Origin of the sequence: Pseudomonas sp. Yb2C2, from assembly GCF_052112325.1 — a bacterium.
Taxonomy (GTDB): domain Bacteria; phylum Pseudomonadota; class Gammaproteobacteria; order Pseudomonadales; family Pseudomonadaceae; genus Aquipseudomonas; species Aquipseudomonas marginalis.
In genome coordinates, this window is record NZ_JAVAJK010000017.1 from 140,201 (window position 1) to 162,677 (window position 22,477).

At 61.5% G+C, this 22,477-nt stretch carries 22 protein-coding genes; 9 read left to right on the forward strand and 13 right to left on the reverse strand.

The window, feature by feature from the left end; translation table 11 throughout:
• The first annotated feature begins 61 nt into the window (after nt 1-61).
• On the forward strand, nt 62-1,339 hold the full coding sequence (locus Q8X51_RS22730) for an acetyl-CoA C-acetyltransferase (protein ID WP_407693619.1): 1,278 nt from the start codon (nt 62-64) through the stop codon (nt 1,337-1,339).
• Nucleotides 1,340-1,472: 133 nt separating this feature from the next.
• Entirely contained in the window at nt 1,473-2,372 is a 900-nt protein-coding gene (locus Q8X51_RS22735) for a PA4780 family RIO1-like protein kinase (protein WP_027607961.1), read from the forward strand.
• A gap of 97 nt (nt 2,373-2,469) precedes the next feature.
• Here the strand turns inward: Q8X51_RS22735 and cueR are convergent, their stop codons facing one another.
• From cueR to Q8X51_RS22750, 3 genes are all read right to left on the reverse strand, one after another.
• On the reverse strand, nt 2,470-2,871 hold the full coding sequence (cueR, locus tag Q8X51_RS22740) for a Cu(I)-responsive transcriptional regulator (protein ID WP_065925533.1): 402 nt from the start codon (nt 2,869-2,871) through the stop codon (nt 2,470-2,472).
• Complete coding sequence (locus Q8X51_RS22745; RefSeq protein WP_407693620.1) at nt 2,868-5,084, reverse strand: heavy metal translocating P-type ATPase; 2,217 nt, start codon at nt 5,082-5,084, stop codon at nt 2,868-2,870. The genes cueR and Q8X51_RS22745 overlap by 4 nt, the downstream gene beginning before the upstream one ends.
• A gap of 65 nt (nt 5,085-5,149) precedes the next feature.
• On the reverse strand, nt 5,150-5,530 hold the full coding sequence (locus Q8X51_RS22750) for a hypothetical protein (RefSeq protein ID WP_407693621.1): 381 nt from the start codon (nt 5,528-5,530) through the stop codon (nt 5,150-5,152).
• Between the two features lie 147 nt (nt 5,531-5,677).
• On the opposite strand from Q8X51_RS22750, the gene Q8X51_RS22755 reads away from it, so the two are divergent.
• Nucleotides 5,678-5,875, forward strand: a complete 198-nt coding sequence (locus Q8X51_RS22755) for a heavy-metal-associated domain-containing protein (RefSeq protein WP_027607957.1) — start codon at nt 5,678-5,680, stop codon at nt 5,873-5,875.
• A gap of 85 nt (nt 5,876-5,960) precedes the next feature.
• Nucleotides 5,961-7,154 (forward strand): multidrug effflux MFS transporter, encoded by a 1,194-nt coding sequence (locus Q8X51_RS22760; protein WP_065925531.1) that lies wholly within the window; start codon nt 5,961-5,963, stop codon nt 7,152-7,154.
• 8 nt (nt 7,155-7,162) lie between these two features.
• On the opposite strand, the gene Q8X51_RS22765 is transcribed toward Q8X51_RS22760, so the two are convergent.
• The 3 genes from Q8X51_RS22765 to Q8X51_RS22775 form a co-directional block, all read right to left on the reverse strand.
• On the reverse strand, nt 7,163-7,345 hold the full coding sequence (locus tag Q8X51_RS22765; protein ID WP_027607955.1) for a hypothetical protein: 183 nt from the start codon (nt 7,343-7,345) through the stop codon (nt 7,163-7,165).
• A 147-nt stretch (nt 7,346-7,492) separates the two neighbouring features.
• Complete coding sequence (locus Q8X51_RS22770; RefSeq protein WP_065947186.1) at nt 7,493-8,506, reverse strand: zinc-binding alcohol dehydrogenase family protein; 1,014 nt, start codon at nt 8,504-8,506, stop codon at nt 7,493-7,495.
• A 24-nt stretch (nt 8,507-8,530) separates the two neighbouring features.
• Entirely contained in the window at nt 8,531-8,824 is a 294-nt protein-coding gene (locus tag Q8X51_RS22775) for a putative quinol monooxygenase (protein WP_065925529.1), read from the reverse strand.
• Between the two features lie 115 nt (nt 8,825-8,939).
• On the opposite strand from Q8X51_RS22775, the gene Q8X51_RS22780 reads away from it, so the two are divergent.
• Entirely contained in the window at nt 8,940-9,869 is a 930-nt protein-coding gene (locus Q8X51_RS22780; RefSeq protein WP_065925528.1) for a LysR family transcriptional regulator, read from the forward strand.
• Nucleotides 9,870-10,003: 134 nt separating this feature from the next.
• On the forward strand, nt 10,004-10,699 hold the full coding sequence (locus Q8X51_RS22785) for an ArsR/SmtB family transcription factor (protein ID WP_074848682.1): 696 nt from the start codon (nt 10,004-10,006) through the stop codon (nt 10,697-10,699).
• 72 nt (nt 10,700-10,771) lie between these two features.
• On the opposite strand, the gene Q8X51_RS22790 is transcribed toward Q8X51_RS22785, so the two are convergent.
• Nucleotides 10,772-11,725, reverse strand: coding sequence for an adenosine deaminase (locus Q8X51_RS22790; protein ID WP_043051475.1), 954 nt, complete (start codon nt 11,723-11,725; stop codon nt 10,772-10,774).
• Between the two features lie 194 nt (nt 11,726-11,919).
• Between Q8X51_RS22790 and Q8X51_RS22795 the strand changes: the two genes are divergently transcribed.
• Nucleotides 11,920-13,011: a calcium:proton antiporter gene (locus Q8X51_RS22795; RefSeq protein WP_065925525.1), complete on the forward strand. Its 1,092-nt coding sequence runs from the start codon at nt 11,920-11,922 to the stop codon at nt 13,009-13,011.
• A gap of 104 nt (nt 13,012-13,115) precedes the next feature.
• Here the strand turns inward: Q8X51_RS22795 and Q8X51_RS22800 are convergent, their stop codons facing one another.
• The 6 genes from Q8X51_RS22800 to Q8X51_RS22825 all read right to left on the reverse strand — a co-directional run bounded on the left by Q8X51_RS22800 (nt 13,116) and on the right by Q8X51_RS22825 (nt 19,107).
• A complete protein-coding gene (locus Q8X51_RS22800) occupies nt 13,116-14,474 on the reverse strand; it encodes an 8-oxoguanine deaminase (RefSeq protein ID WP_407693622.1) in 1,359 nt (452 codons plus the stop codon).
• A gap of 146 nt (nt 14,475-14,620) precedes the next feature.
• On the reverse strand, nt 14,621-15,307 hold the full coding sequence (locus Q8X51_RS22805; protein WP_131696666.1) for an SDR family oxidoreductase: 687 nt from the start codon (nt 15,305-15,307) through the stop codon (nt 14,621-14,623).
• 55 nt (nt 15,308-15,362) lie between these two features.
• Nucleotides 15,363-15,944: an IMPACT family protein gene (locus tag Q8X51_RS22810; protein WP_065940975.1), complete on the reverse strand. Its 582-nt coding sequence runs from the start codon at nt 15,942-15,944 to the stop codon at nt 15,363-15,365.
• 12 nt (nt 15,945-15,956) lie between these two features.
• Nucleotides 15,957-16,616 carry a TetR/AcrR family transcriptional regulator gene (locus Q8X51_RS22815; protein ID WP_027607945.1) on the reverse strand — a complete coding sequence of 220 codons (660 nt, stop codon included), beginning with the start codon at nt 16,614-16,616 and terminating at the stop codon, nt 15,957-15,959.
• Between the two features lie 87 nt (nt 16,617-16,703).
• Nucleotides 16,704-18,098, reverse strand: coding sequence for a uracil-xanthine permease family protein (locus Q8X51_RS22820; RefSeq protein ID WP_407693623.1), 1,395 nt, complete (start codon nt 18,096-18,098; stop codon nt 16,704-16,706).
• Nucleotides 18,099-18,186: 88 nt separating this feature from the next.
• Complete coding sequence (locus tag Q8X51_RS22825) at nt 18,187-19,107, reverse strand: LysR family transcriptional regulator (protein ID WP_027607943.1); 921 nt, start codon at nt 19,105-19,107, stop codon at nt 18,187-18,189.
• 126 nt (nt 19,108-19,233) lie between these two features.
• On the opposite strand from Q8X51_RS22825, the gene Q8X51_RS22830 reads away from it, so the two are divergent.
• Nucleotides 19,234-20,583, forward strand: coding sequence for an aspartate aminotransferase family protein (locus Q8X51_RS22830; RefSeq protein WP_065925520.1), 1,350 nt, complete (start codon nt 19,234-19,236; stop codon nt 20,581-20,583).
• Between the two features lie 39 nt (nt 20,584-20,622).
• Nucleotides 20,623-22,116 (forward strand): CoA-acylating methylmalonate-semialdehyde dehydrogenase, encoded by a 1,494-nt coding sequence (locus Q8X51_RS22835; protein WP_065925519.1) that lies wholly within the window; start codon nt 20,623-20,625, stop codon nt 22,114-22,116.
• Nucleotides 22,117-22,477 lie beyond the last annotated feature (361 nt).

A 22,477-nucleotide genomic window follows, 5' to 3' on the forward strand; every position in this document is an offset into this window, starting at 1 on the left:
CAGGGTAGCAGTCGTTCGACTAGGCTCAGTTATCCAGACCACAACCGACAGGGAGCTTTCCATGACTCAATTGCGCCGTGTAGCGATCATTGGCGGTAACCGCATTCCTTTCGCCCGCTCCAATGGCCCCTACGCCACGGCGAGCAACCAGGCGATGCTGACCGCGGCCCTGGAGGGCCTGATCGAACGCTACAACCTGCACGGCCTGCGCATGGGCGAGGTGGCCGCCGGCGCGGTGCTCAAGCATTCCCGCGACTTCAACCTCACCCGTGAATGCGTGCTGGGTTCACGCCTGTCGCCGCAAACCCCGGCCTATGACATTCAGCAGGCGTGCGGCACGGGGCTCGAGGCGGCGTTGCTGGTGGCCAACAAGATCGCCCTGGGCCAGATTGAATGCGGGATTGCCGGTGGGGTGGATACCACCTCCGACGCACCTATCGGCGTGAATGAAGGGCTGCGAAAGATCCTGCTGCAAGCCAATCGCAGCAAGTCCATGGCGGATAAATTAAAAGTCCTGTTACAACTTCGTCCCCAGCACCTCAAGCCTGAGCTGCCGCGTAACGGCGAGCCGCGCACCGGTTTGTCCATGGGCCAGCATTGCGAATTGATGGCACAGACCTGGCAGATTCCCCGTGCCGAGCAGGATCAACTCGCCCTCGAGAGCCATCAGAAAATGGCCGCTGCCTATGCCGAAGGCTGGCATAACGATCTGCTCACGCCGTTTCTGGGTCTGACTCGCGACAACAACCTGCGCCCCGACCTGAGCCTGGAGAAACTTGCCGCGCTCAAGCCTGCGTTTGAGCGTAGCGAAGAAGGCACGCTGACGGCCGGCAATTCCACACCGCTCACCGATGGCGCATCCCTGGTGTTGTTGGGCAGCGAGGCGTGGGCCCAGGCGCGTGGTTTGCCGATCCTGGCCTACCTGCGCGATGGCGAAGCGGCGGCGGTGGATTTCGTCAACGGCGCCGAAGGCCTGCTGATGGCGCCGGTGTATGCGGTGCCGCGCTTGCTGGCGCGCAACGGCCTGACGCTGCAGGACTTTGATTACTACGAGATTCACGAAGCCTTCGCGGCCCAGGTGTTGTGCACGCTCAAGGCGTGGGAGGATGCGGATTACTGCCAGACGCGCCTCGGGCTGGACGCGCCATTGGGGGCCATTGATCGCAGCCGGCTCAATGTGAAGGGCAGCTCGCTGGCGGCCGGTCACCCGTTTGCCGCCACCGGTGGGCGCATCGTTGCCAACCTGGCCAAGTTGCTCGACGCGGCGGGCAAGGGGCGCGGGCTGATTTCGATCTGCGCGGCAGGCGGGCAAGGTGTGACGGCGATCATCGAACGTTGAATTCGCCAAAATTGGCATATTGGATGCATTCTTGAGTGGTCAGAGGTCGGTAGCCCCTCCCACCGGCGAGCCGATTGCCGTATAACGAGTGCCATACGCGTATTTGGTAATAAAGGACCCACAATAAAAGCTGATGAAGACTCCTAAACGCATTGAACCCCTGATCGAAGACGGTCTGGTCGACGAAGTGCTGCGCCCACTCATGAGTGGTAAAGAAGCAGCTGTTTATGTGGTGCGCTGCGGCAATGAATTGCGTTGCGCCAAGGTTTACAAGGAGGCGAACAAACGAAGTTTTCGTCAAGCGTCCGAATACCAGGAAGGCCGTAAGGTCCGTAACAGCCGGCAGGCCCGGGCCATGGCCAAGGGCTCGAAATTCGGCAAGAAAGAAACCGAAGATGCCTGGCAGAACGCCGAAGTAGCGGCGTTGTTCCGCCTGGCCGGTGCGGGCGTTCGCGTGCCCAAGCCGTACGACTTCCTCGAAGGCGTGTTGTTGATGGAGCTGGTGGCCGACGAGTACGGTGATGCCGCGCCACGTCTGAATGACGTGACGTTGGAGCCGGATCAGGCGCGTGAATACCACGCCTTCCTGATTTCCCAGATCGTGCTGATGCTGTGTACCGGCCTGGTGCACGGTGACCTGTCCGAGTTCAACGTACTGCTCACGCCGACCGGTCCGGTCATCATCGACCTGCCCCAGGCGGTGGATGCGGCGGGCAACAACCACGCGTTCAACATGCTGGAGCGGGATGTGGGCAACATGGCTTCCTATTTCGGGCGTTTTGCCCCGGAGTTGAAGAAGACCAAGTACGCCAAGGAAATGTGGGCACTCTACGAAGCCGGCACCTTGCACCCGGCCAGTGTCTTGACCGGCGAGTTCGACGAGCCGGAAGAACTGGCAGACGTAGGCGGTGTGATCCGCGAGATCGAAGCGGCAAGGCTGGACGAAGAACGGCGCCAGGCCATTCGGGCGGCGGATGATGCGCCGCCGAGCAAAGCGTCGGAAGAGCCACCGCCGCCGCCCTGGATGCAGTGATCCCTGGCTGGATGAGGATCAAAATGTGGGAGGGGCAAGTCGAATCGTCGCACCGCCCCTCCCACATTTGGTTTTGCATGCATTCAGATAGATTCCGTCACGCGCAGCAGCTTCCCGATGCCAGTTCCTTGAGAATCGGACAATCCGGCCGGTGATCGCCCTGGCAGTGCTCCACCAGGTCCTGCAACGTATCGCGCAATTGCCCCAACTCCAGGATCTTCTGGTTCAATTCATCGATATGTTGGCGCGCCAGGGCTTTCACATCGGCGCTGGCCCGTTGCCGGTCCTGCCACAGGGTCAGCAGTTTGCCCACCTCTTCCAATGAAAACCCCAGGTCCCGCGAGCGTTTGATAAACGCCAGGGTGTGCAGGTCGTCGGTGCCGTAGATGCGGTAGCCGCTGTCGGTGCGATGGGCCGCCTTGAGCAGGCCGATGGATTCGTAGTAGCGAATCATCTTCGCGCTCAGCCCGCTTTGCCGGGCGGCTTGGCCGATGTTCATGGGCGTTGATCCTCCAAGTGCGACTGTTTCCAAGTGCTTGGTTTCCAAGTTTTCAACAGCAAGGCATTGCTCACGACACTGACGCTGGACAAGGCCATGGCCGCGCCCGCGAGCACCGGGTTGAGCAGGCCGAATGCGGCCAGGGGAATGCCGATCAAGTTATACACAAAGGCCCAGAACAGGTTCTGGCGGATCTTGGCGTAGGTCTTGCGGCTGATCTCCAGGGCGGCCGGGACCAGGCGTGGGTCGCCGCGCATCAAGGTGATGCCGGCGGCATGCATGGCCACGTCGGTGCCGCCGCCCATGGCGATGCCGATGTCGGCGGCGGCCAGGGCCGGGGCGTCGTTGATGCCGTCGCCGACCATGGCCACTACGCCGGTTTTTTTCAGTTCGGCGACGGTGGCGGCTTTATCGGCGGGCAGGACTTCGGCGTGTACGTCATCGATGCCCAGCGCTTGGGCAACGACGCGGGCGCTGCCGCGATTGTCGCCGGTGAGCAAGTGGCTGCTGATGTGCCGGGCCTTGAGTTGTGCCACCGCTTCCAGCGCGCCAGGCTTGAGCGTGTCACCAAAGGCAAACAGCCCGAGTACACGGGGTTGTGCGCCTTGCTCGATCAGCCAGGACAAGGTACGGCCCTCGGCCTCCCAGGCCGTGGCAGAGTCGGCCAGCCCACCCGCGTCCAGGCCGCTTTCTTCCAGCAGGCGCCGATTTCCCAGGGCCAGTTGGCGCCCGCCGAGGGTGCCGGCAATGCCACGTCCGGTCAGGGATTGGCTGGTGCTTACGTCCGCCACCGTCAGGCCTTGCTCGCTGCACGCATCCAGCACGGCCTTTGCCAACGGGTGTTCGCTGCCGCGTTGCAGCGCACCGGCCTGTTGCAGCAATGTGGCTGCATCGCCATCCACTGCCGCCAAATGGGCAATTTTTGGGGTGCCGGAAGTTAGAGTGCCGGTTTTGTCGAACACCACGGTGCTCACTTCATGGGCGCGCTCCAGCGCTTCGGCGTCCTTGATCAGGATGCCATAGCGTGCGGCGACGCCGGTGCCGGCCATGATGGCGGTCGGTGTAGCCAGCCCGAGTGCGCACGGGCAGGCGATCACCAGCACCGCCACGGCGTTGATGATCGCGGTCTCCAGCGGCGCACCGTACAGCCACCACCCCACCAGTGTGATCAACGCCAGCACCAGCACGGTCGGCACGAATACCTGGCTGACCTTATCCACCAGCTTCTGGATCGGTGCCTTGGCGGCCTGGGCGTCTTCCACCAGGCGGATGATGCGCGCCAGTACGCTTTCGGCACCGAGCGCGGTGGTGCGCACCAGCAGGCGACCTTCGCCATTGATGGCACCGCCGGTCACGGCGTCGCCGGGCTGTTTCGGCACCGGCAGGCTTTCGCCGCTGATCAGTGCCTCATCGGCATGGCTCTGGCCTTCTACCACTTCACCGTCCACCGGGAAGCGCTCGCCGGGTTTGACCAGCACCAGGTCATTAAGCTTGAGCGCGCTGATGGCCACATCCTCCTCGCGGCCAGCCTGTATACGCATGGCGCGTTCAGGGCGCAGGGCTTCCAGGGCGCGGATGGCGCTGGCGGTCTGGCGTTTGGCGCGGCTCTCCAGGTATTTACCGAGCAGCACCAGGGCGATCACCACGGCAGACGCTTCGAAGTACAGATGGGGCATGGTGCCCGAGGGGGCGGTCAGCCATTCATAGAGGCTCAGGCCGTAACCGGCGCTGGTGCCGATGGCCACCAGCAGGTCCATATTGCCGGCGCCGGCCCGCACGGCCTTCCAGGCTGCGATATAGAAGCGTGCACCGAAGATGAATTGCACCGGGGTCGCCAGGAGGAACTGCACCCAGGCCGGCAGCATCCAGTGCAGGCCGAAGGGTTGCACCAGCATCGGCAGCACCAGGGGCAATGCCAGCACAATCGCCAGCAGCAGCGACCAGCGCTCGCGGTGCAGGCGTTGGGCCTGATCGGCCTCGGTCCTGGTTTCGCTTTGCGGCAGGCTGGCGGTGTAGCCGGCTTTGTCGACGGCGGCGATCAGCACGGCCGGGTCGATCTGGCCCAGCACTTCGACGTGGGCGCGCTCGTTGGCCAGGTTGACGCTGACGCTTTGCACCCCCGGGACTTTGCCCAGCGCGCGCTCGACACGCCCGGCGCAACTGGCGCAGGTCATGCCGCCGATGGGCAGGTCAAAGGTGGTGGATCCATTCATGGGGCAGTCCTCCAGAGAAGTTGCCCCTAGGATCAACCTTGACCTGTGGGGAAGGTCAAGCGTCTTCAGTATTCCAGTGCGGCAGGCTTGAGGTACATGCCTTCCGGGCCCTGGGCAATGCGCAACTTGCGTACGTCACCGGCCTTGAGCGTGATGTTCTGCGCCGGCTGCGCGAGCAGGCCCGGCAAGCAACCCGGTGACTGGCCCGGCAGCAGTTTCAGGCGCAGCGACACATTGCCGGCGGGCAGGTTGAACGAGGTGGACTGTTCCTGGAACAGGCGCCCGGCCAACTGGTCCTGGATGTACAGGCCGATCTCGCAATTGGTCGGTACTTCCAGGCGTTCGCGGGAAATGATCAGCACCGCATAGTCTTCTGCGGCGAGGGCCTGGGGCGCAGCGGCAGACAAGCTCATCAGGCCGACAAGGCCAAAAAACGACCAGCGCATAGCGAATGCTCCGTGGTTTGAATCGAAGATGGGTGAAGCTTGGCCGACGCCGCGGTGTAATACCAGCCCGGCCGAAAGTTTCAGAACTTGACCTTGCCATCGTGGCAAGGTCAAGACTGGGTTCAACCTCATCAAAGGAGTCATGTCATGCAAATATTCAGCGTTGAAGGAATGACCTGCGGCCACTGCGTTCGGGCCGTGACCCAGGCGGTGCAGAGCCAGGATCCGGCGGCCAGCGTGAAGGTCGACCTGGCGGCGAAAGAGGTGGGCGTCGAAAGCCGCCTGTCTGCCGAGGAAGTGATCAGCCTGATCAGCGAAGAGGGCTACAGCGCCAAGCTCGCCTGACCCATTCAAATAGTTAGCGAGCTATCGTATTCAATGCACCCAAGCGCGGCTAAACTGTCGGGCTGCCGACACACTTGGGTGCCTGATGAACCTCCGCATAATCCTGATTCTGGGCGCCTTGAGCGCCTTCGCGCCGCTGGCGATCGATTTCTACCTGCCTGGCTTTCCTGCCATGGCGACGGCCTTCGGGACCGACGAAAAACATATCCAGTTGACCCTGGCGGTGTATTTCGCCGGCCTGGCCATCGGCCAACTGATCTACGGCCCACTGGCAGACCGCTTTGGTCGACGCGGCCCGCTGCTCAGCGGCGTAACCCTGTTTACCCTGGCGTCCTTTGCCTGCGCGTACGCGCCGTCCCTGGAATGGCTGATTGGCGCACGTTTCGTGCAGGCCCTCGGCGGTTGCGCGGGCATGGTGATTTCCCGCGCCGTGGTCAGTGACAAATGTGATGCGGTGGGCTCGGCCAAGGTGTATTCGCAACTGATGCTGGTGACCGGCCTGGCGCCGATCCTTGCGCCGTTGGCGGGTGGTGTGATGGTCGGGTTGTGGGGCTGGCAGTCGATTTTCCTCGCACTGTCGATCTTCAGCGTGATGGCGGCGATCGCCGTGGCGGTCGGTTTGCCGGAAACCTTTCCGGCCCATCAGCCGCGTCAACCCTTGTCCGGATCGCTGCGCCGCTATGGCGCGCTGTTGTCAGACCGGGTCTACCTCGGTTACGCCCTGACCGGGGGCATTTCGATTGCCGGGATGTTTGCCTACATCGCCGGCTCCCCGTTCGTATTTATCAAACTCTATGGCGTGCCCGCCGAGCATTACGGCTGGCTGTTCGGTTCCAACGCCGCGGGGTTCATCCTGGTTGCACAGGTTAACGCGCGGCTGCTGGCCAAGCGTGGCCCGGCGTTTCTGCTGTCGCGCACGGTGTGGGTCTATCTGCTGGCGGCGCTGTCACTGTTGGGCATCGCGGCCTTGCGCACCGAAGCGTTATGGCCGTTGCTGGTACCGCTGTTCATCTGTATCGCCAGCCTGGGCTGCATCCTGCCCAACACCTCGGCCTGTGCCATGAGCGGGCAGGGCGCCCGGGCCGGCAGCGCGTCGGCCTTGCTCGGTTGCATTCAGTTTGGCGTGGCGGCAGGGGCGGCTTCGTTGGTGGGCGTGCTGCACGACGGCACGGCGATGCCGATGGCGATGGTCATCAGCTTGTGCGGTGTGTTGGCGGTGACGATTGCGATGTCGACCCAGCGCCTGCAACGGGCAAGGGCCGCGCAGGCGCAGGGCTGAAATGCAGGTCAGCCAGCGGCGGAGCGTTGCTGGCTGAGCGGGAAGCGGTGGGGAGCCTGGATGCGGGCTTGCAGGGTATCGGCGAAGGCGCGGGCCTCGGCCTCGCTGCGGAAGGTGAACGCGTCGCCGTCGAGACGAACCTGCCATTTATTGCCTGGGGATTTTGCTAACGCTTTTATCAGGATTTTCATTGCTGACTTCCTCACGTAAAAGAATCGTGGCAAAGGCGGCCAATATAAACCCGAATACGCTCACAAATATGACAAAGATCAACTCTCTGACTAGCGGTGTCGTCCCTCACTTACACGAATAACGGACGACACTGATAGACGTTATCTTCAGAACCCTTCCAGCACGATCTTGCCCTTGGCCTTGCCGCTTTCCAGCAGGGCATGGGCACGGCGCAGGTTCGCCGCATTGATCACGCCGAAGTGCTCGCCCACCGTCGTTTTCAAGGTGCCGGCGTCGATCAGTTCGGCCACGCGATTAAGCAGGTTGTGCTGCTCGATCATGTCCGGGGTCTCGAACATCGAGCGCGTGTACATGAACTCCCAATGCAGCGACAGGCTCTTGCGCTTGAGTTTGCTCACGTCCAGCGCCTTGGGGTCGTCGATCAGCGCCAGCTTGCCTTGGGGTTGCAGCGCTTCGACCAGTTGGTCCAGGTGATGCTCGGTCTGGGTCAGGCTGGCGACGTGGGTCACCTGCGGGTGGCCGGCTTGTTTCAGCGCTTCGCTCAGCGGTTGGCTGTGGTCGATCACCAGGTCGGCGCCGAGTGCCTTGGTCCATTCCTGGGTTTCCGGGCGCGACGCGGTGCCGATCACCGTCAAGGCGGTGAGCTGGCTGGCCAGTTGGGTCAGGATCGAACCCACACCACCGGCGGCACCGACGATGAGCAGGCTCTGGCCTTGCGCCTCTTTACCTTCACGCACTTGCAGGCGTTCGAATAGCAGCTCCCAGGCGGTGATGGCGGTCAGCGGCAGCGCGGCGGCTTCGGCAAAGCCCAGGCTCTTGGGCATATGGCCGACGATGCGCTCATCGACGGTGTGCAGTTCGCTGTTAGCGCCCGGGCGGACCAGGGAACCGGCGTAGAACACCTTGTCGCCGACTTTGAACAGGCTCACTTCACTGCCGACGGCCTTGACCACACCGGCCACGTCCCAGCCCAGCACTTTGGCCGCGCCGTTCTCAGGGGCGACGTTCTGGCGCACCTTGGTGTCCACCGGGTTGACCGAGATGGCTTTGACTTCTACCAGCAGGTCACGGGGGCCGGCGACGGGCTCCGGCAGCTGGATGTCTTGCAGGGATTTTTCATCGTTGATCGGCAGTGATGCGTAGTAGGCAATGGCTTTCATGGGGGCTCCGGAAAAAGGCGGTGATCAGGCGAGAAACTTCAGGCGCTTGAGTTCGAAGTGTTCGATGACATCAGCGGCTTTGGCGCGAAAATGTTGGATATGCGCGCTCTGGTCGTGGTCGGCCAGTGCGGCGTCATCGCTCCAGCGTTCGAGCATGTAGAAGGTCTCAGGGTGTTGCAGGTCCTGGTGCAGGTCGTATTGCTCGCAGCCGGCTTCAAGACGGGTGGGTTCCAGCAGGTCGCGCAGCAGCGGCTCCAGGGTGGCCTGTTGGCCAGGTTTGGCGATCAGCGTGGCGATGACGTTAAAGGCTGTGGACATATTCAACTCCAGACACGTGATAACGGGATGGGCAGATGATTGGCCATTTCCCTGCAAGATAAAAGCGGCTAAAACAGCACTCTGTTTCAATAATATTTTGATAATGGGTGGTTGAATGCTGCGTTTTGATGATTTGCAGTTGTTTGTACGCGCCGCGGACCTGGGCAGTTTGTCGGCGGCGGCGCGGGTGATGGACCTTTCGCCCGCCGTGGCCAGCGCGGCGCTCAAGCGTATCGAACAGCAACTGGGCACGCGTTTGCTGGCGCGCTCCACCCGCAGCCTGCGCCTGACCGCCGAAGGTGAAGGCTTCCTGGAATATGCCCGGACTGCGTTGAGCGCCCTGGACGAGGGACGGCGATTGTTGGCCAGTGGCCAGGACCATGTCAGTGGGGTGTTGCAACTCTCGGCCCCCTCGGATTTCGGCCGCAACCAACTACTGCCCTGGCTGGACGAATTTCAGCACGAGTACCCGCAACTCACCGTGCGCCTGCTGCTGGGCGATCGGATTGCCGACCTGTTCCGCCAGCCGGTGGACATTGCCCTGCGCTATGGCGAGCCCGAAGACTCCAGCCTGGTCGCCCTGCCCGTCGCGCCGCACAACGTTCGCGTGTTGTGCGCAGCCCCCAGCTATCTCGCGCGTTATGGCGAGCCGCGACAGCTGGAGCAATTGGCCCAGCACAATTGCTTGCTTTACATGCTTGGCAGCCGAGTGCATGACCACTGGAGCTTCCACGATGGCAAACGCGAAGTCAGCCTCACGGTCGGTGGTGATCGCTTCAGCGACGATGCCGATGTGGTGCGCCGCTGGGCGGTGGCGGGCGTGGGCATTGCCTACAAATCCTGGCTGGATGTGAGCACCGATGTACTGGCCGGGCGCTTGCGCCTGGTCTTGCCTGAATTGCGTGGCGAGCGCACACCGCTCAATTTGTTGTGCGCCCATCGGGCCCAGTTGAGCAAACCCATCAACCTGCTGCGGGAAATGCTCGTGTCGCGCTGTGCGACATTGACCGCTCAATTGCCGGAGCGATTGGGTACGACGTATTAGCCTCCATCACACAAGGAAATTTCACTCAGCTCATGTCCCTATTCATGCTGTCAGACGCCGCGGAACCGCTGGTTTACGCACCTATACTTTGGCGCCCACCACAGCAGAAAAATAATTCGACAGGGAGTGAATCGATGGAACAGGCACCATGCATCAGTCAGATCGCCAGCTTGCTCGCCGAACCCAAACGCACCGCCATGCTCTGGTCCCTGATGGACGGCTCGGCCAAGTCATCGGAGGAACTGGCGCTGCTTGCCGGGTTGTCACCTGCCTCGGCGAATGCCCATCTGGCACGGCTGACGGGGAGTGGCTTGCTGCGTACCGAGGGCCGGCGTGGCAAGCGGCTGTTTCGCATGGCGGCGGCCGATGTCAGCGTCGCCATCGATGCCTTGGCCAGTACGACCCTGGCCAGCGCCGCACGTAGTGCGCCGCATGCTTCACCGCCGGTGTTGGTGGCGCCGCCATTGTTGCGACATGCGCGGCTGTGCCAGGGCCACCTCGGCGGCGAAGTGGCGGCGCAGCTGCGTGAGCGGATGTTGGTGGCGGGGTGGATCGAGCGTCATGAGCAACGCATTGAGGTGACGATCAAGGGCGCACAGCACCTGGCGGGCCTGGGTATTTACACCCAGGCGCTGGCGTCGCCACTGGTGTGCGACTGCTTCGATTGGAGCCAGCGGCAACCGCACCTGGGCGGCGCGCTGGGTGCGGGGCTGTTGCAGTTGTTCCTGCAATCGAACTGGATCAGCCTGGTCAATGAGTCCCAGGCGGTGCAGCTCAACGACAACGGGCTGGCAGAAATCGCCCGATTGGCCATGTCCGAACAATCTTAGCCTTGAGGGTTTGCCATCATCGCCCTGGCCTTTTTGATTCCATGGACCTGGCGATGATGGCTTTGCGTCCGGTCAGGGTTTTACCAGGCGCGCATCCAGGCTGTTCTGCGCCAGGCGTTTGGCCTGGTCCTGGGTCATGCCCAGCGAGGTGTACAGCGCGTGGAAGTTCTCGGTGACATAGCCGCCGAAGTACGCCGGGTCATCGGAGTTCACCGTGACCTTCACGCCACGCTCGAGCATGTCGAGGATGTTGTGCTGGGCCATGTCGTCGAATACACAGAGCTTGGTGTTGGACAGCGGGCAGACGGTCAACGGGATCTGCTCATCGATGATGCGCTGCATCAGGCGCTCGTCTTCGATGGCACGTACGCCATGGTCGATACGCTGGATTTTCAGCAGGTCGATGGCTTCCCAGATGTACTCGGGCGGGCCTTCTTCGCCGGCGTGGGCGACGGTGAGGAAGCCTTCGTGACGGGCACGGTCGAACACACGCTGGAACTTGCTCGGCGGGTGACCCATTTCTGAACTGTCCAGGCCCACGGCCACGAACGCGTCACGGAACGGCAGTGCCTGGTCGAGGGTTTTCTCGGCTTCGGCTTCGCTCAGGTGGCGCAGGAAACTGAGGATCAAACCGCTGGTGATGCCCAGTTGCTGTTCGCCATCTTTGAGCGCAGCGGCGATGCCGTTGAGCACCACTTCGAACGGTACGCCACGGTCGGTGTGGGTTTGGGGGTCGAAGAAGGGCTCGGTGTGGATCACGTTCTGGGCTTTGCAGCGCAGCAGGTAAGCCCAGGTGAGGTCGTAGAAATCCTGGGAGGTGCGCAGCACATCGGCGCCCTTGTAATACAGGTCGAGAAACTCTTGCAGGTTGTTGAAGGCATAGGCCTTGCGCAGGGTTTCGACGTCGTTCCACGGCAGCGCGATCTTGTTGCGCTCGGCCAGGGCGAACAGCAGCTCAGGCTCCAGCGAGCCCTCCAGGTGCAGGTGCAATTCAGCCTTGGGCAGGGCGTTGAGCCAATCGTACATTTTCTAAATTCTCATCAGGTGCAATGGCGGCATTCTACAGGCCGTGGCTTAAATAATCGGCAAAACCTGACCAGCAGGAGAGTATTCGATTTATTCACGCAAGGGCTGTGTGAACTAAGGTGTAACGAAACGTTAGCGGCTTGGCGCAGTCTGTACCCCATCAATGACTGATTTGCCGTACTAAAAGGCCCGGAATGCTCACATCCCTCAAGCAAGAAAAATTCATGCTGCTGGCGCTGATTGCCGCCATCGCCGCCTACCCGCTGGAGCACTGGATGCTGCACAGCGGGCAAATGGTGGCACTGTTGGCCGGCGTGGTGTTGATCGGTTTTATCGTCGTGGCGTCGATGCGCGTGGCCCACCACGCCGAGCAACTGGCAGAAAAAGTCGGCGATCCCTACGGCACCATGATCCTGACCCTTGCCGCGGTGCTGGTGGAGGTGGTGATCCTGGCGATCATGATGAGCAATGAGCCGTCACCCACTCTGGTGCGCGACACCATCTATTCGGCGGTGATGCTCGATATCAACGGCATCCTCGGTTTGGCAGCGTTGATGGGCGGCATCAAGCATGGCGAACAGTCCTACAATGATGATTCGGCGCGGACCTACAGCGTAATGATCCTGACCGCCATGGGCGTGTCGATGGTGGTGCCGGAATTTATCCCAGAAGCCGACTGGAAAATTTACTCGGCCTTCACCATCGGCGCGATGGTGGTGCTCTACACCTTGTTCCTGCGCATGCAGGTAGGGCCCCACAGTTATTTCTTCAGCTACAGCTACCCGGAAAAGCGTCGCAAGAAGCTGCCGGAGGAACAAGAGTCGCCGCCGGTGAACCTGGCGTTCTCCATCGGTACCCTGGTGTTTGGCGTAATTGTGATTGGCGCGCTGGCCGAGGTGATGTCTAAGACCCTCGACCTGGGCCTGGAAGGTACGGGTGCACCGCCGGTGATCACGGCGATTGTGGTGGCGGCTATTTCGGCGGCACCGGAGATTCTGACGGCCTTGCGCGCTGCGCTGGCCAACCGCATGCAGTCGGTGGTGAACATCGCGCTGGGTGCGTCGTTGTCGACGGTGATCCTGACGGTGCCGGTGATGGAAGCCATGGCGCTCTATACCGGCCAGCCGTTCCAGATGGCGATGACGCCGGTGCAAACGGTGATGGTGTTGATCACGCTGATCGTCAGTGCGATCAACCTCAACGATGGCGAAACCAATGCCATCGAAGGGATGACCCATTTTGTGTTGTTTGCGACCTTTATCATGTTGTCGCTGTTGGGCCTGTAGGAGCGAGCTTGCTCGCGAAGAACCTGAGAGCGCCGCGTTAAACCAGAAAACCCGCGTTATCGTTGACGTTTTTCACGAGCAAGAACTAGGCGTCCCCCTCGCTCCTACAGGGGATGGATCAGGTTACGTGCCGCCTGGCTGTGATCGGCGATCAAGCCTTTCAGGTCCAGGCCTTCCACCTGTCCGTCGATAACCCGCCATTTGCCGCCGATCATCACCCGGTCCGCCCGATCCGCGCCGCACAGCAGCAGTGCGGAGATCGGATCATGGCTGCCGGAGAAACGCAGTTCATCCAGTTTGAACAGCGCCAGGTCGGCCTGTTTGCCTACGGCCAATTCACCAATGTCCGTACGCCCCAGTAGCTGCGCCGACCCCTTGGTCGCCCAACCCAGCACGCCTTCAGGGGTGATCTTTTCGGCACCGTAACGCAGGCGCTGGATGTACAGGGCCTGACGGGTTTCGAGGATCATGTTCGACGCATCGTTGGAGGCAGAACCGTCCACACCCAGGCCGATGGGCGCGCCGGCAGCCATCAGGTCCAGGGTCGGGCAGATGCCGGAGGCCAGGCGCATATTTGAGCTTGGGCAATGACAGATGCCCGTACCGGCGGCGCCCAGGCGCGCAATTTCATCCGGGTTGAAGTGAATGCCATGGGCCAGCCAGGTGCGCGGGCCGAGCCAGCCGACGCTGTCCAGGTAATCCACCGTGCGCAGTCCGAAGCGCTGCTGGCAGAAATCTTCTTCGTCGAGGGTTTCGGCCAGGTGGGTGTGCAGGCGCACATCCAGGCTGTTGGCCAGTTCGGCGCTGGCTTGCATGATTTGCGGGGTGACGGAAAACGGTGAGCAGGGCGCCAGGGCAATCTGGATGTACGCGCCGTCGCCGCGCTGATGATATTCGCGGATCAGGCGCTGGCTGTCGTCAAGGATGACCTGGCCCTGTTGCACAGTCTGTTGCGGTGGCAGGCCGCCGTCGGCTTCACCCAGGCTCATGGAACCGCGGGTGAGCATGGCGCGCATGCCCAATTCGCGCACGCTGTCGACTTGCACATCGATGGCGTTTTCCAGGCCGTCGGGGAACAGATAGTGGTGGTCTGCCGCCGTGGTGCAGCCCGAGAGCAGCAACTCCGCGAGCGCCACCTTCGATGCCAGGGCGAGTTTTTCCGGAGTCAGTCGTGCCCAGACCGGGTACAGGGTTTTCAACCAGGGAAACAAGGGCTGATTGACCACCGGCGCCCAGGCGCGGGTCAGGGTTTGATAGAAGTGATGGTGGGTGTTGATCAGCCCGGGCAGGACCACATGCTCACGCGCATCGAACACTTGGGCGCAGGGCTGTGCGGGTTCCTGACCCTGTGCCAGCACTTCGGCGATCACACCGTCTTGCAGCACCAGGCCGCCACGGGCGTCTAGGCCGTTGGCGGTGAAAATCGCGAGGGGGGTTTTTAACCAGATACGGGTCGCAGGCATTGGCCGGCTCCTCTGAATGATGGGTTCAGGTTTGCCAGCTCAGTGATGCCCTGTCTGCTGATCCAGGGTCGCCGGTGAGGGCGAGGTGGGCAGTCTACGCGCGGATCGTTATCGACGGCAATCGCTCGATAACGACCCTGTGCGGCTTACCAGGCGATGGTGTCGCCTTTGTAGTCCACGAAGTGATGGCCGCCCTTGCCGGTGTAGGCGTTCACTTGGTCTACCAGGCCGCGCACGCTGGTGTCGACATCGATGTGCGCATTTTCGCCGCCCATGTCGGTCTTCACCCAGCCCGGGTGCAGCGACAGCACGGTAAGTTTGTGATCGCCCAGTTGGGTAATGAAGCTGTTGGTCATGGAGTTGAGTGCGGCCTTGCTGGCCTTGTACAGCGCCAGGTCCGAGCCGTCGGGGATGGTCACACTGCCCAGTACTGAACTCATGAACGCCAGCACGCCGCTGTCCTTGCGGATCTGCCCGACGAAGCGCTGGGCCAGGTTGATCGGCGCCACGGCGTTGGTGAAGAACAGCTGGCCGACTTCCGCCAGGGTGGCATGGCCAGGTTCTTGATTGGCGGGGCCCTTGACGCCTGCGTTGACGAACAACAGGTCGAAGGTGCGGTCCTTGAGGCGTTGGTTCAGGGCGATCACGGCTTGCTGATCGTCCATGTCGAGTTTCTCGATCTGCACCGGGCCCACGGCTTTCAGGGCATCGGCCTTGTTCGGGTCACGCACGGTGGCGGTCACGTCCCAGCCGTCCTGGAGCAATTGCTTGACCAGGCCGAGGCCCAGCCCGCGTGAGGCGCCGATGATCAGTGCGGTTTTTGGCGTAGGCATGAAGGCTTCCTTTAGAGTCGCGGTTCAGGGTGTTCAGCGGACAACATTAGCAGTTTCAGCGTTGCAGCAGGATGCGCCCACGGCTCAGGTCGGCGAGCTGGGTTTGCAGGGTGTCGATGTGGGCATCGCCCAGGGCCAGTTGTAACTCCACGCCATTGGCGGTGAAGGTTTCTTCCAGCACCAGCCCGCCCAACTCGGCGACGCGCAATTTGACCAGGTTCAGCTCGGAGAATCCGCAGGCGCAACTCAGCGGCACGCGGCTGATCAGTTCGATGCGCTCGGCATTTTGCAGGCACTTGTTCGCACCGCCACCATAAGCGCGGGCCAGGCCGCCGGTACCGAGTTGTATGCCGCCATACCAGCGAATCACCAGCACCGCGACCTGATCGAAACCTTGGGCCTCGATGGCCGCCAGGATGGGCCGTCCTGCGGTGCCGCCGGGTTCGCCGTCGTCACTGCTGCGGTATTGATCGGCCAGCTTCCAGGCCCAGCAGTTGTGCGTGGCGTTAAGGTCGCTGTGCTGCTCGAAAAATGCCTGGGCTTCTTGCGGGCTGGTGATCGGTGCGGCCAGGGTGATGAAGCGGCTTTTGCGAATTTCTTCGCGGAACTCGCAAAGGCCGGTGAGCGTGAAAGACATAAGTGGCTTCGTCTAGAGGGCCGGCTTGATGCCGCAGCCCTTGAGAATGATGTGGATCAGGTTGGTGCCGGCGTCTTCCATATCCTGCTTGGTCAGCTTGGTGCGACCGGTGACGCGGCAGATCTGGGTGGCGAAGTCGGCATAGTGCTGAGTGCTGCCCCACAACAGGAAGATCAGGTGCACGGGGTCGATGGGGTCCATCTTGCCGGCGTCGATCCAGGCCTGGAACACCGCCGCCCGACCACTGAACCAGGCGCGATAGTCCTGGCTGAAGTATTCGGTCAGGCATTCGCCGCCGCTGATGATTTCCATGGCGAAGATCCGCGAGGCCTGGGGCTGGCGCCGCGAAAACTCCATCTTGGTGCGGATATAGCGGGAGAGGGCCACGGCCGGGTCGTCCTCGGCGGTCAGCGTGTTGAAGGTGCTGTCCCACAGTTCGAGGATATTGCTGAGCACTGCGATATACAGGCCCAGCTTGTTAGTGAAGTAGTAGTGCAAATTGGCTTTGGGCAGCCCGGCGCTGGCAGCAATGGTGTTCATGCTGGTGCCCTTGTAGCCATGGCGCGCGAACTCATCTTCAGCAGCCTGGAGAATCGCTTGTTCGTTCTTTTGCCGAATGCGGCTGGCGGGCTTACCGGCGTGGTTGCTGTGGGCAGGAACTTCGAGGCTCATGGAGGTTTCCGTGCTGATCGATAGAGACGACGTGTGCACAGATAACCCACCCTCAAGCCTCAGACAAGTCCCGATGCAATAAAACCGTCAAAGCGGTTCCAGGGTGTCGCTTTCCTGCGCGTGGTTTGCGTCAGGAGCGGGCACCTTGGATTCCGGCAGTAACAGGCACAACATGATGGCGGTCAGGCCGCCGCTGGTGATGGCTGAGTCGAACAGGTTCTGCACCAGGGTTGGCATCAGGTGCAGCAGGTTCGGTTGGGCGGCGATGCCCAGGCCGACGCCGAACGAGGTGGCGATGATCAGCATGCTGCGACGGTCCAGTGGTGCCTGGGCGAGGATGCGTACGCCGGCGGCGGCCACACTGCCGAACATCACCAGGGTTGCGCCGCCCAATACGGGCTTGGGGATTTGTTGCAGCACGGCACCGATCAGCGGGAACAAACCCAGGCAGAACAGCACCACGCCGATGTACAGGCCGACGTAGCGGCTGGCCACGCCGGTCAGTTGGATCACGCCGTTGTTCTGGGCAAAAGTGGTGTTGGGAAAGGCGCTGAACGTGGCGGCGATCATGCAACTGACGCCATCGCCGAGGACGCCGCCTTTGAGCCGGCTTATATAAGAAGGGCCGCTGATGGGCTGGCGCGCGATCATGCAGTTGGCGGTGAGGTCGCCGACGGTTTCGATGCTGCTGATCAGATAAATCAGCGCGATCGGCAGGAAGGCGCTCCAGTCGAAGTTGAAGCCGAATCGAAACGGGATCGGCAGGCTGACCAAAGGCAAGTCGCCCAGGGCCTGGGGCACCAGCTTGCCGCTGAACCAGGCGGCGAGGCTGCCGAGGGCCAGGCCGATGATGATCGCCGAGAGGCGCACCCAGGGTGTGTTGGAGCGGTTGAGCAAGATGATGGTCAGCACCACGAACAGGCCCAACGCAAGGTTGGCCGGTGCGCCGAAGTCCGGTGCGTTGAAACCGCCGCCCAGGTCGGTGATACCGACCTTGATCAGGCTGATGCCGATCAGGGTAATGACAATCCCGGTCACCAGCGGGGTGATCACTCGGCGCAGTTGACCAATAAAGCGGCTGAGAATGATCTGCACGGCAGCGCCGAAAAAGCACACGCCGAAGATCATTGCCATGATGTCTTCCGGGCTGCCGCCGCGTTGCTTGACCAGAAACCCGGCCGACAGCACCGCGCCGAGAAACGCAAAGCTGGTGCCTTGCAGGCAGATCATTCCGGCGCCGATCCCGAATGGCCTGCGCGCTTGAATAAATGTGCCGACACCGGACACCATCAACGCCATGCTGATCAGGTAGGGCAAGTGTGCGGTCAGGCCCAATGTGGAGCCGATGATCAGCGGTGGCGTGATGATGCCGACAAAGGCGGCCAGCACATGTTGCAGTGCGGCCAGCAATGCAGGGGCGGGTTTGGGGCGGTCATTGAGACCGTAGATCAGGTCGCTGGGGCTGGAGGATTCTGGTGGCATGGCAAGCAAACTCGAGGCGGACGGTTCTAGGTCCCTGTGTCCTTGCAAAAAGCTGTCCAGGTGCTCAGCTTTTTGCGCGAAGCCCGAGTTAGCGCGTTGCTGCCAGGCTTTCCAGGAAGCTTTCCAGCACCAAATGAGGGCGACGGCCTTTGCGCGTGACCGATGCGAGGCTTAAATCGTAAAAGCGCGTAGCCGGTTTCAGCGCGCGCAGTCGGCCTTGTTGTACCCATAGGCTGGCGTAGTGGTCGGGCAGGTAACCGATGTAGCGACCGGTGAGAATCAGGAATGCCATGCCTTCGCGGTCCGAGGCGCTGGCGGTGCAGTTGAGCGCCTGGTAGTGGGCCTGGATCTCGGCGGGCAGGCGGAAGGTGGGGGCGATGGCGTCCTGGGCGTCGATGCGCTCGTCGCCCAGTTGCTTGTCGTCGGCATAAAACAGGGGGTGGCCAACCGCGCAGTAAAGCAGTGAGCGTTCGCTGTACAGCGCCTGGTACTCCAGGCCGGACAGGGCGCTGGCCTGGGGCACCACACCGACATGCAGGCGGCCGTCGAGTACGCCTTGTTCGACTTCGTTGGGGGCGATCATGCGGATCTGGATCTGTACGTCCGGTCCACGCTCCTTCAACTGTGCCAGGGCGTGGGTGATGCGCATGTGGGGCAGGGTCACCAGGTTGTCGGTGAGGCCGATGATCAACTCGCCGCGCAAGTGCTGGTGCAGGCCGTTGACCTCGGTGCGGAAACTTTCCAGGGCGCTTAATAGTTGCAGGGCCGATTGGTAGACCTCGCGGCCTTCTTCGGTCAGCGAGAAACCGGCACGGCCGCGTTGGCAAAGTCTTAATCCGAGCCGCTGCTCAAGGTCGCTCATTTGCTGGCTGATGGCGGAACGGCCGATGCCGAGCACGGTTTCCGCTGCCGAGAAGCCGCCGCACTCCACGACGCTGCGAAAGATGCGCAACAGACGAATATCGAAGTCGCTGACTTGGGCCAGGGGATCGGGTCGACGGCTGCTCATAGTTTAGTGAAGGCCTGACTGAAGGTTAGAAGAGTTGGATTTCACCGACTTTATCCCCGTGGCAATTTAGCTGCAACAACGCTTTTTCAATCCCGACGCTGCCTTTTGCCCTGCGAGGTTTTGCTGATGAACATGCCCGAAAACGCCCCATCGTCCCTGGCCAGCCAATTGAAGTTGGACGCTCACTGGATGCCTTACACCGCCAACCGTAACTTTCAGCGTGACCCGCGCCTGATCGTGGCCGCCGAAGGCAGCTGGTTGACCGATGACAAGGGGCGCAAGGTGTACGACTCGTTGTCGGGCCTGTGGACCTGTGGCGCCGGGCATACGCGCAAGGAAATCCAGGAGGCGGTCGCCAAGCAACTGGGCACGCTGGACTACTCCCCAGGCTTCCAGTACGGCCATCCACTGTCCTTCCAGCTGGCGGAAAAAATTACCGATTTGACCCCAGGCAACCTGAATCACGTGTTCTTCACCGACTCCGGTTCCGAGTGCGCCGATACCGCGGTGAAGATGGTGCGTGCCTACTGGCGTCTGAAGGGCCAGGCCACCAAGACCAAGATGATCGGTCGCGCCCGTGGTTATCACGGTGTGAACATCGCCGGTACCAGCCTGGGCGGCGTCAACGGCAACCGCAAGATGTTTGGTCAGGCGATGATGGATGTTGATCATCTTCCGCATACCCTGCTGGCGAGCAATGCGTTCTCCCGGGGCATGCCGGAGCAGGGCGGTATCGCCTTGGCCGATGAGTTGCTCAAACTGATCGAGCTGCACGACGCGTCGAACATTGCCGCGGTGTTTGTCGAGCCAATGGCCGGCTCCGCTGGCGTGCTGGTGCCGCCACAGGGTTACCTCAAGCGCCTGCGTGAGATCTGCGACCAGCACAACATTCTGTTGGTATTCGACGAAGTGATCACGGGCTTTGGTCGTACCGGTTCGATGTTTGGCGCTGACAGCTTTGGCGTGACCCCGGACCTGATGTGCATCGCCAAGCAAGTCACCAACGGCGCGATCCCCATGGGCGCGGTGATTGCCAGCAGCGAGATCTATCAGACCTTCATGAACCAGGCGACGCCTGAGTACGCTGTGGAATTCCCCCACGGCTACACCTACTCGGCGCACCCGGTTGCCTGCGCGGCCGGCCTGGCGGCGTTGGACCTGCTGCAGAAGGAAAACCTGGTGCAGAGCGTGGCCGAAGTCGCCCCGCACTTTGAGAATGCGCTGCACGGCCTGAAGGGCAGCAAGAACGTGATCGACATCCGTAACTACGGCCTGGCCGGTGCGATTCAGATTGCGCCGCGTGACGGTGATGCCATCGTGCGTCCATTCGAGGCCGGCATGGCTCTGTGGAAAGCCGGCTTCTATGTGCGCTTTGGTGGTGACACTCTGCAGTTCGGGCCAACCTTCAACAGCAAACCGCAGGACCTGGATCGTCTGTTCGATGCGGTCGGCGAAGTGCTGAGCAAGATCGACTGATTTCTCCTTCTATATAGAACAACTTTTCAGGAGCCCTGCATGAGCCTTATCCAGCATTTGATCAACGGTGAGTTGGTCAGTGAATCCGGCCGTACTGCCGATGTGTATAACCCGTCCACCGGCCTGGTGATTCACCAGGTGCCACTGGCCAGCCGCGAAACCATTCAACGTGCTATCGACTCGGCCAAGGCGGCCTTTCCGGCTTGGCGTAACACACCGGCGGCCAAGCGCGCCCAGGTCATGTTCCGGTTCAAGCAATTGCTGGAGCAGAACGAAGCGCGCATCTCGCAGCTGATCAGTGAGGAGCATGGCAAGACGCTGGAAGATGCCGCTGGCGAACTCAAGCGCGGGATCGAGAACGTGGAGTACGCGTGTTCGGCGCCGGAGATTCTCAAGGGCGAGTACAGCCGTAATGTTGGGCCGAATATCGATGCCTGGTCTGATTTCCAGCCGTTGGGTGTGGTGGCGGGTATTACCCCGTTCAACTTCCCGGCGATGGTGCCGCTGTGGATGTATCCGCTGGCGATTGTTTGCGGTAACTGCTTCATCCTCAAGCCTTCGGAGCGTGATCCGAGTTCGACGCTGTTGATCGCGCAACTGCTGCAGGAAGCCGGTCTTCCCAAAGGTGTGCTCAGTGTTGTGCACGGCGACAAGGGCGCGGTGGATGCGTTGATCGAAGCGCCGGAAGTCAAGGCGTTGAGTTTTGTGGGGTCGACGCCGATTGCCGAGTACATCTATTCCGAAGCGACCAAGCGCGGTAAGCGCGTACAGGCGCTCGGTGGGGCGAAGAACCATGCGGTGCTGATGCCGGATGCTGACCTGGATAACGCGGTCAGTGCTTTGATGGGCGCGGCCTATGGTTCCTGCGGCGAACGCTGCATGGCGATCTCGGTGGCGGTGTGTGTCGGTGACCAGGTGGCGGATGCGTTGATCGCCAAGCTGGTGCCGCAGATCAAGGCGCTGAAGATCGGTGCGGGCACTACCTGTGGGCTGGATATGGGGCCACTGGTGACGGGCCAGGCGCGGGATAAGGTCAGCGGCTATATAGAGGACGGTGTTGCGTCTGGTGCGGAGTTGGTGGTTGATGGTCGTGGACTGAGTATTGCCGGGAATGAAGACGGCTTCTTCCTGGGGGGCAGTCTGTTTGACCGTGTGACGCCTGAGATGCGCATCTATAAGGAAGAGATCTTCGGGCCGGTATTGTGCGTGGTCCGGGTGAGCAGCCTGGAAGCGGCGATGCAACTGATCAACGATCACGAGTATGGCAACGGTACGTGCATCTTCACCCGTGACGGGGAAGCGGCGCGTCTGTTCTGTGACGAAATTGAAGTGGGTATGGTCGGTGTGAATGTTCCATTGCCAGTACCGGTGGCGTATCACAGCTTTGGCGGCTGGAAGCGTTCGTTGTTTGGCGACTTGCACGCCTATGGGCCGGATGGGGTGCGTTTCTACACCCGCCGCAAGGCGATCACCCAGCGTTGGCCGCAGCGGGCCAGCCATGAAGCGTCGCAATTCGCGTTCCCTAGCCTATAAGGCTCAGCAAGCAGAAAGCCGGCCCCTTGGGGCCGGCTTTTGCGTTTTTGGGCGTTTTTGACTTATATGACAGAAAGATGAAAAAGAAGGTTGACGGCAGATCCTGGAAGTCTATAATTCGCCCCACTTCCGGCGCAGTCGAAACGCAAAACTCCTTGTTAAACAAAGAGTTATGCAGAATAAGGCAGCGGATTGCTTCAGTTCATCGAAGCCCAGAAGGAGTTGATAGAGTCATGTTGTTTGACGCTATTAACGATTCGATCTTCTCGGTCGAAAGCGGAGAAAAAGAGGTGTTGACAGCAGCGTGTAACGCTGTAGAATTCGCCTCCCCGCTGACGAGAGATCGGAAGCGCAAGTGGTT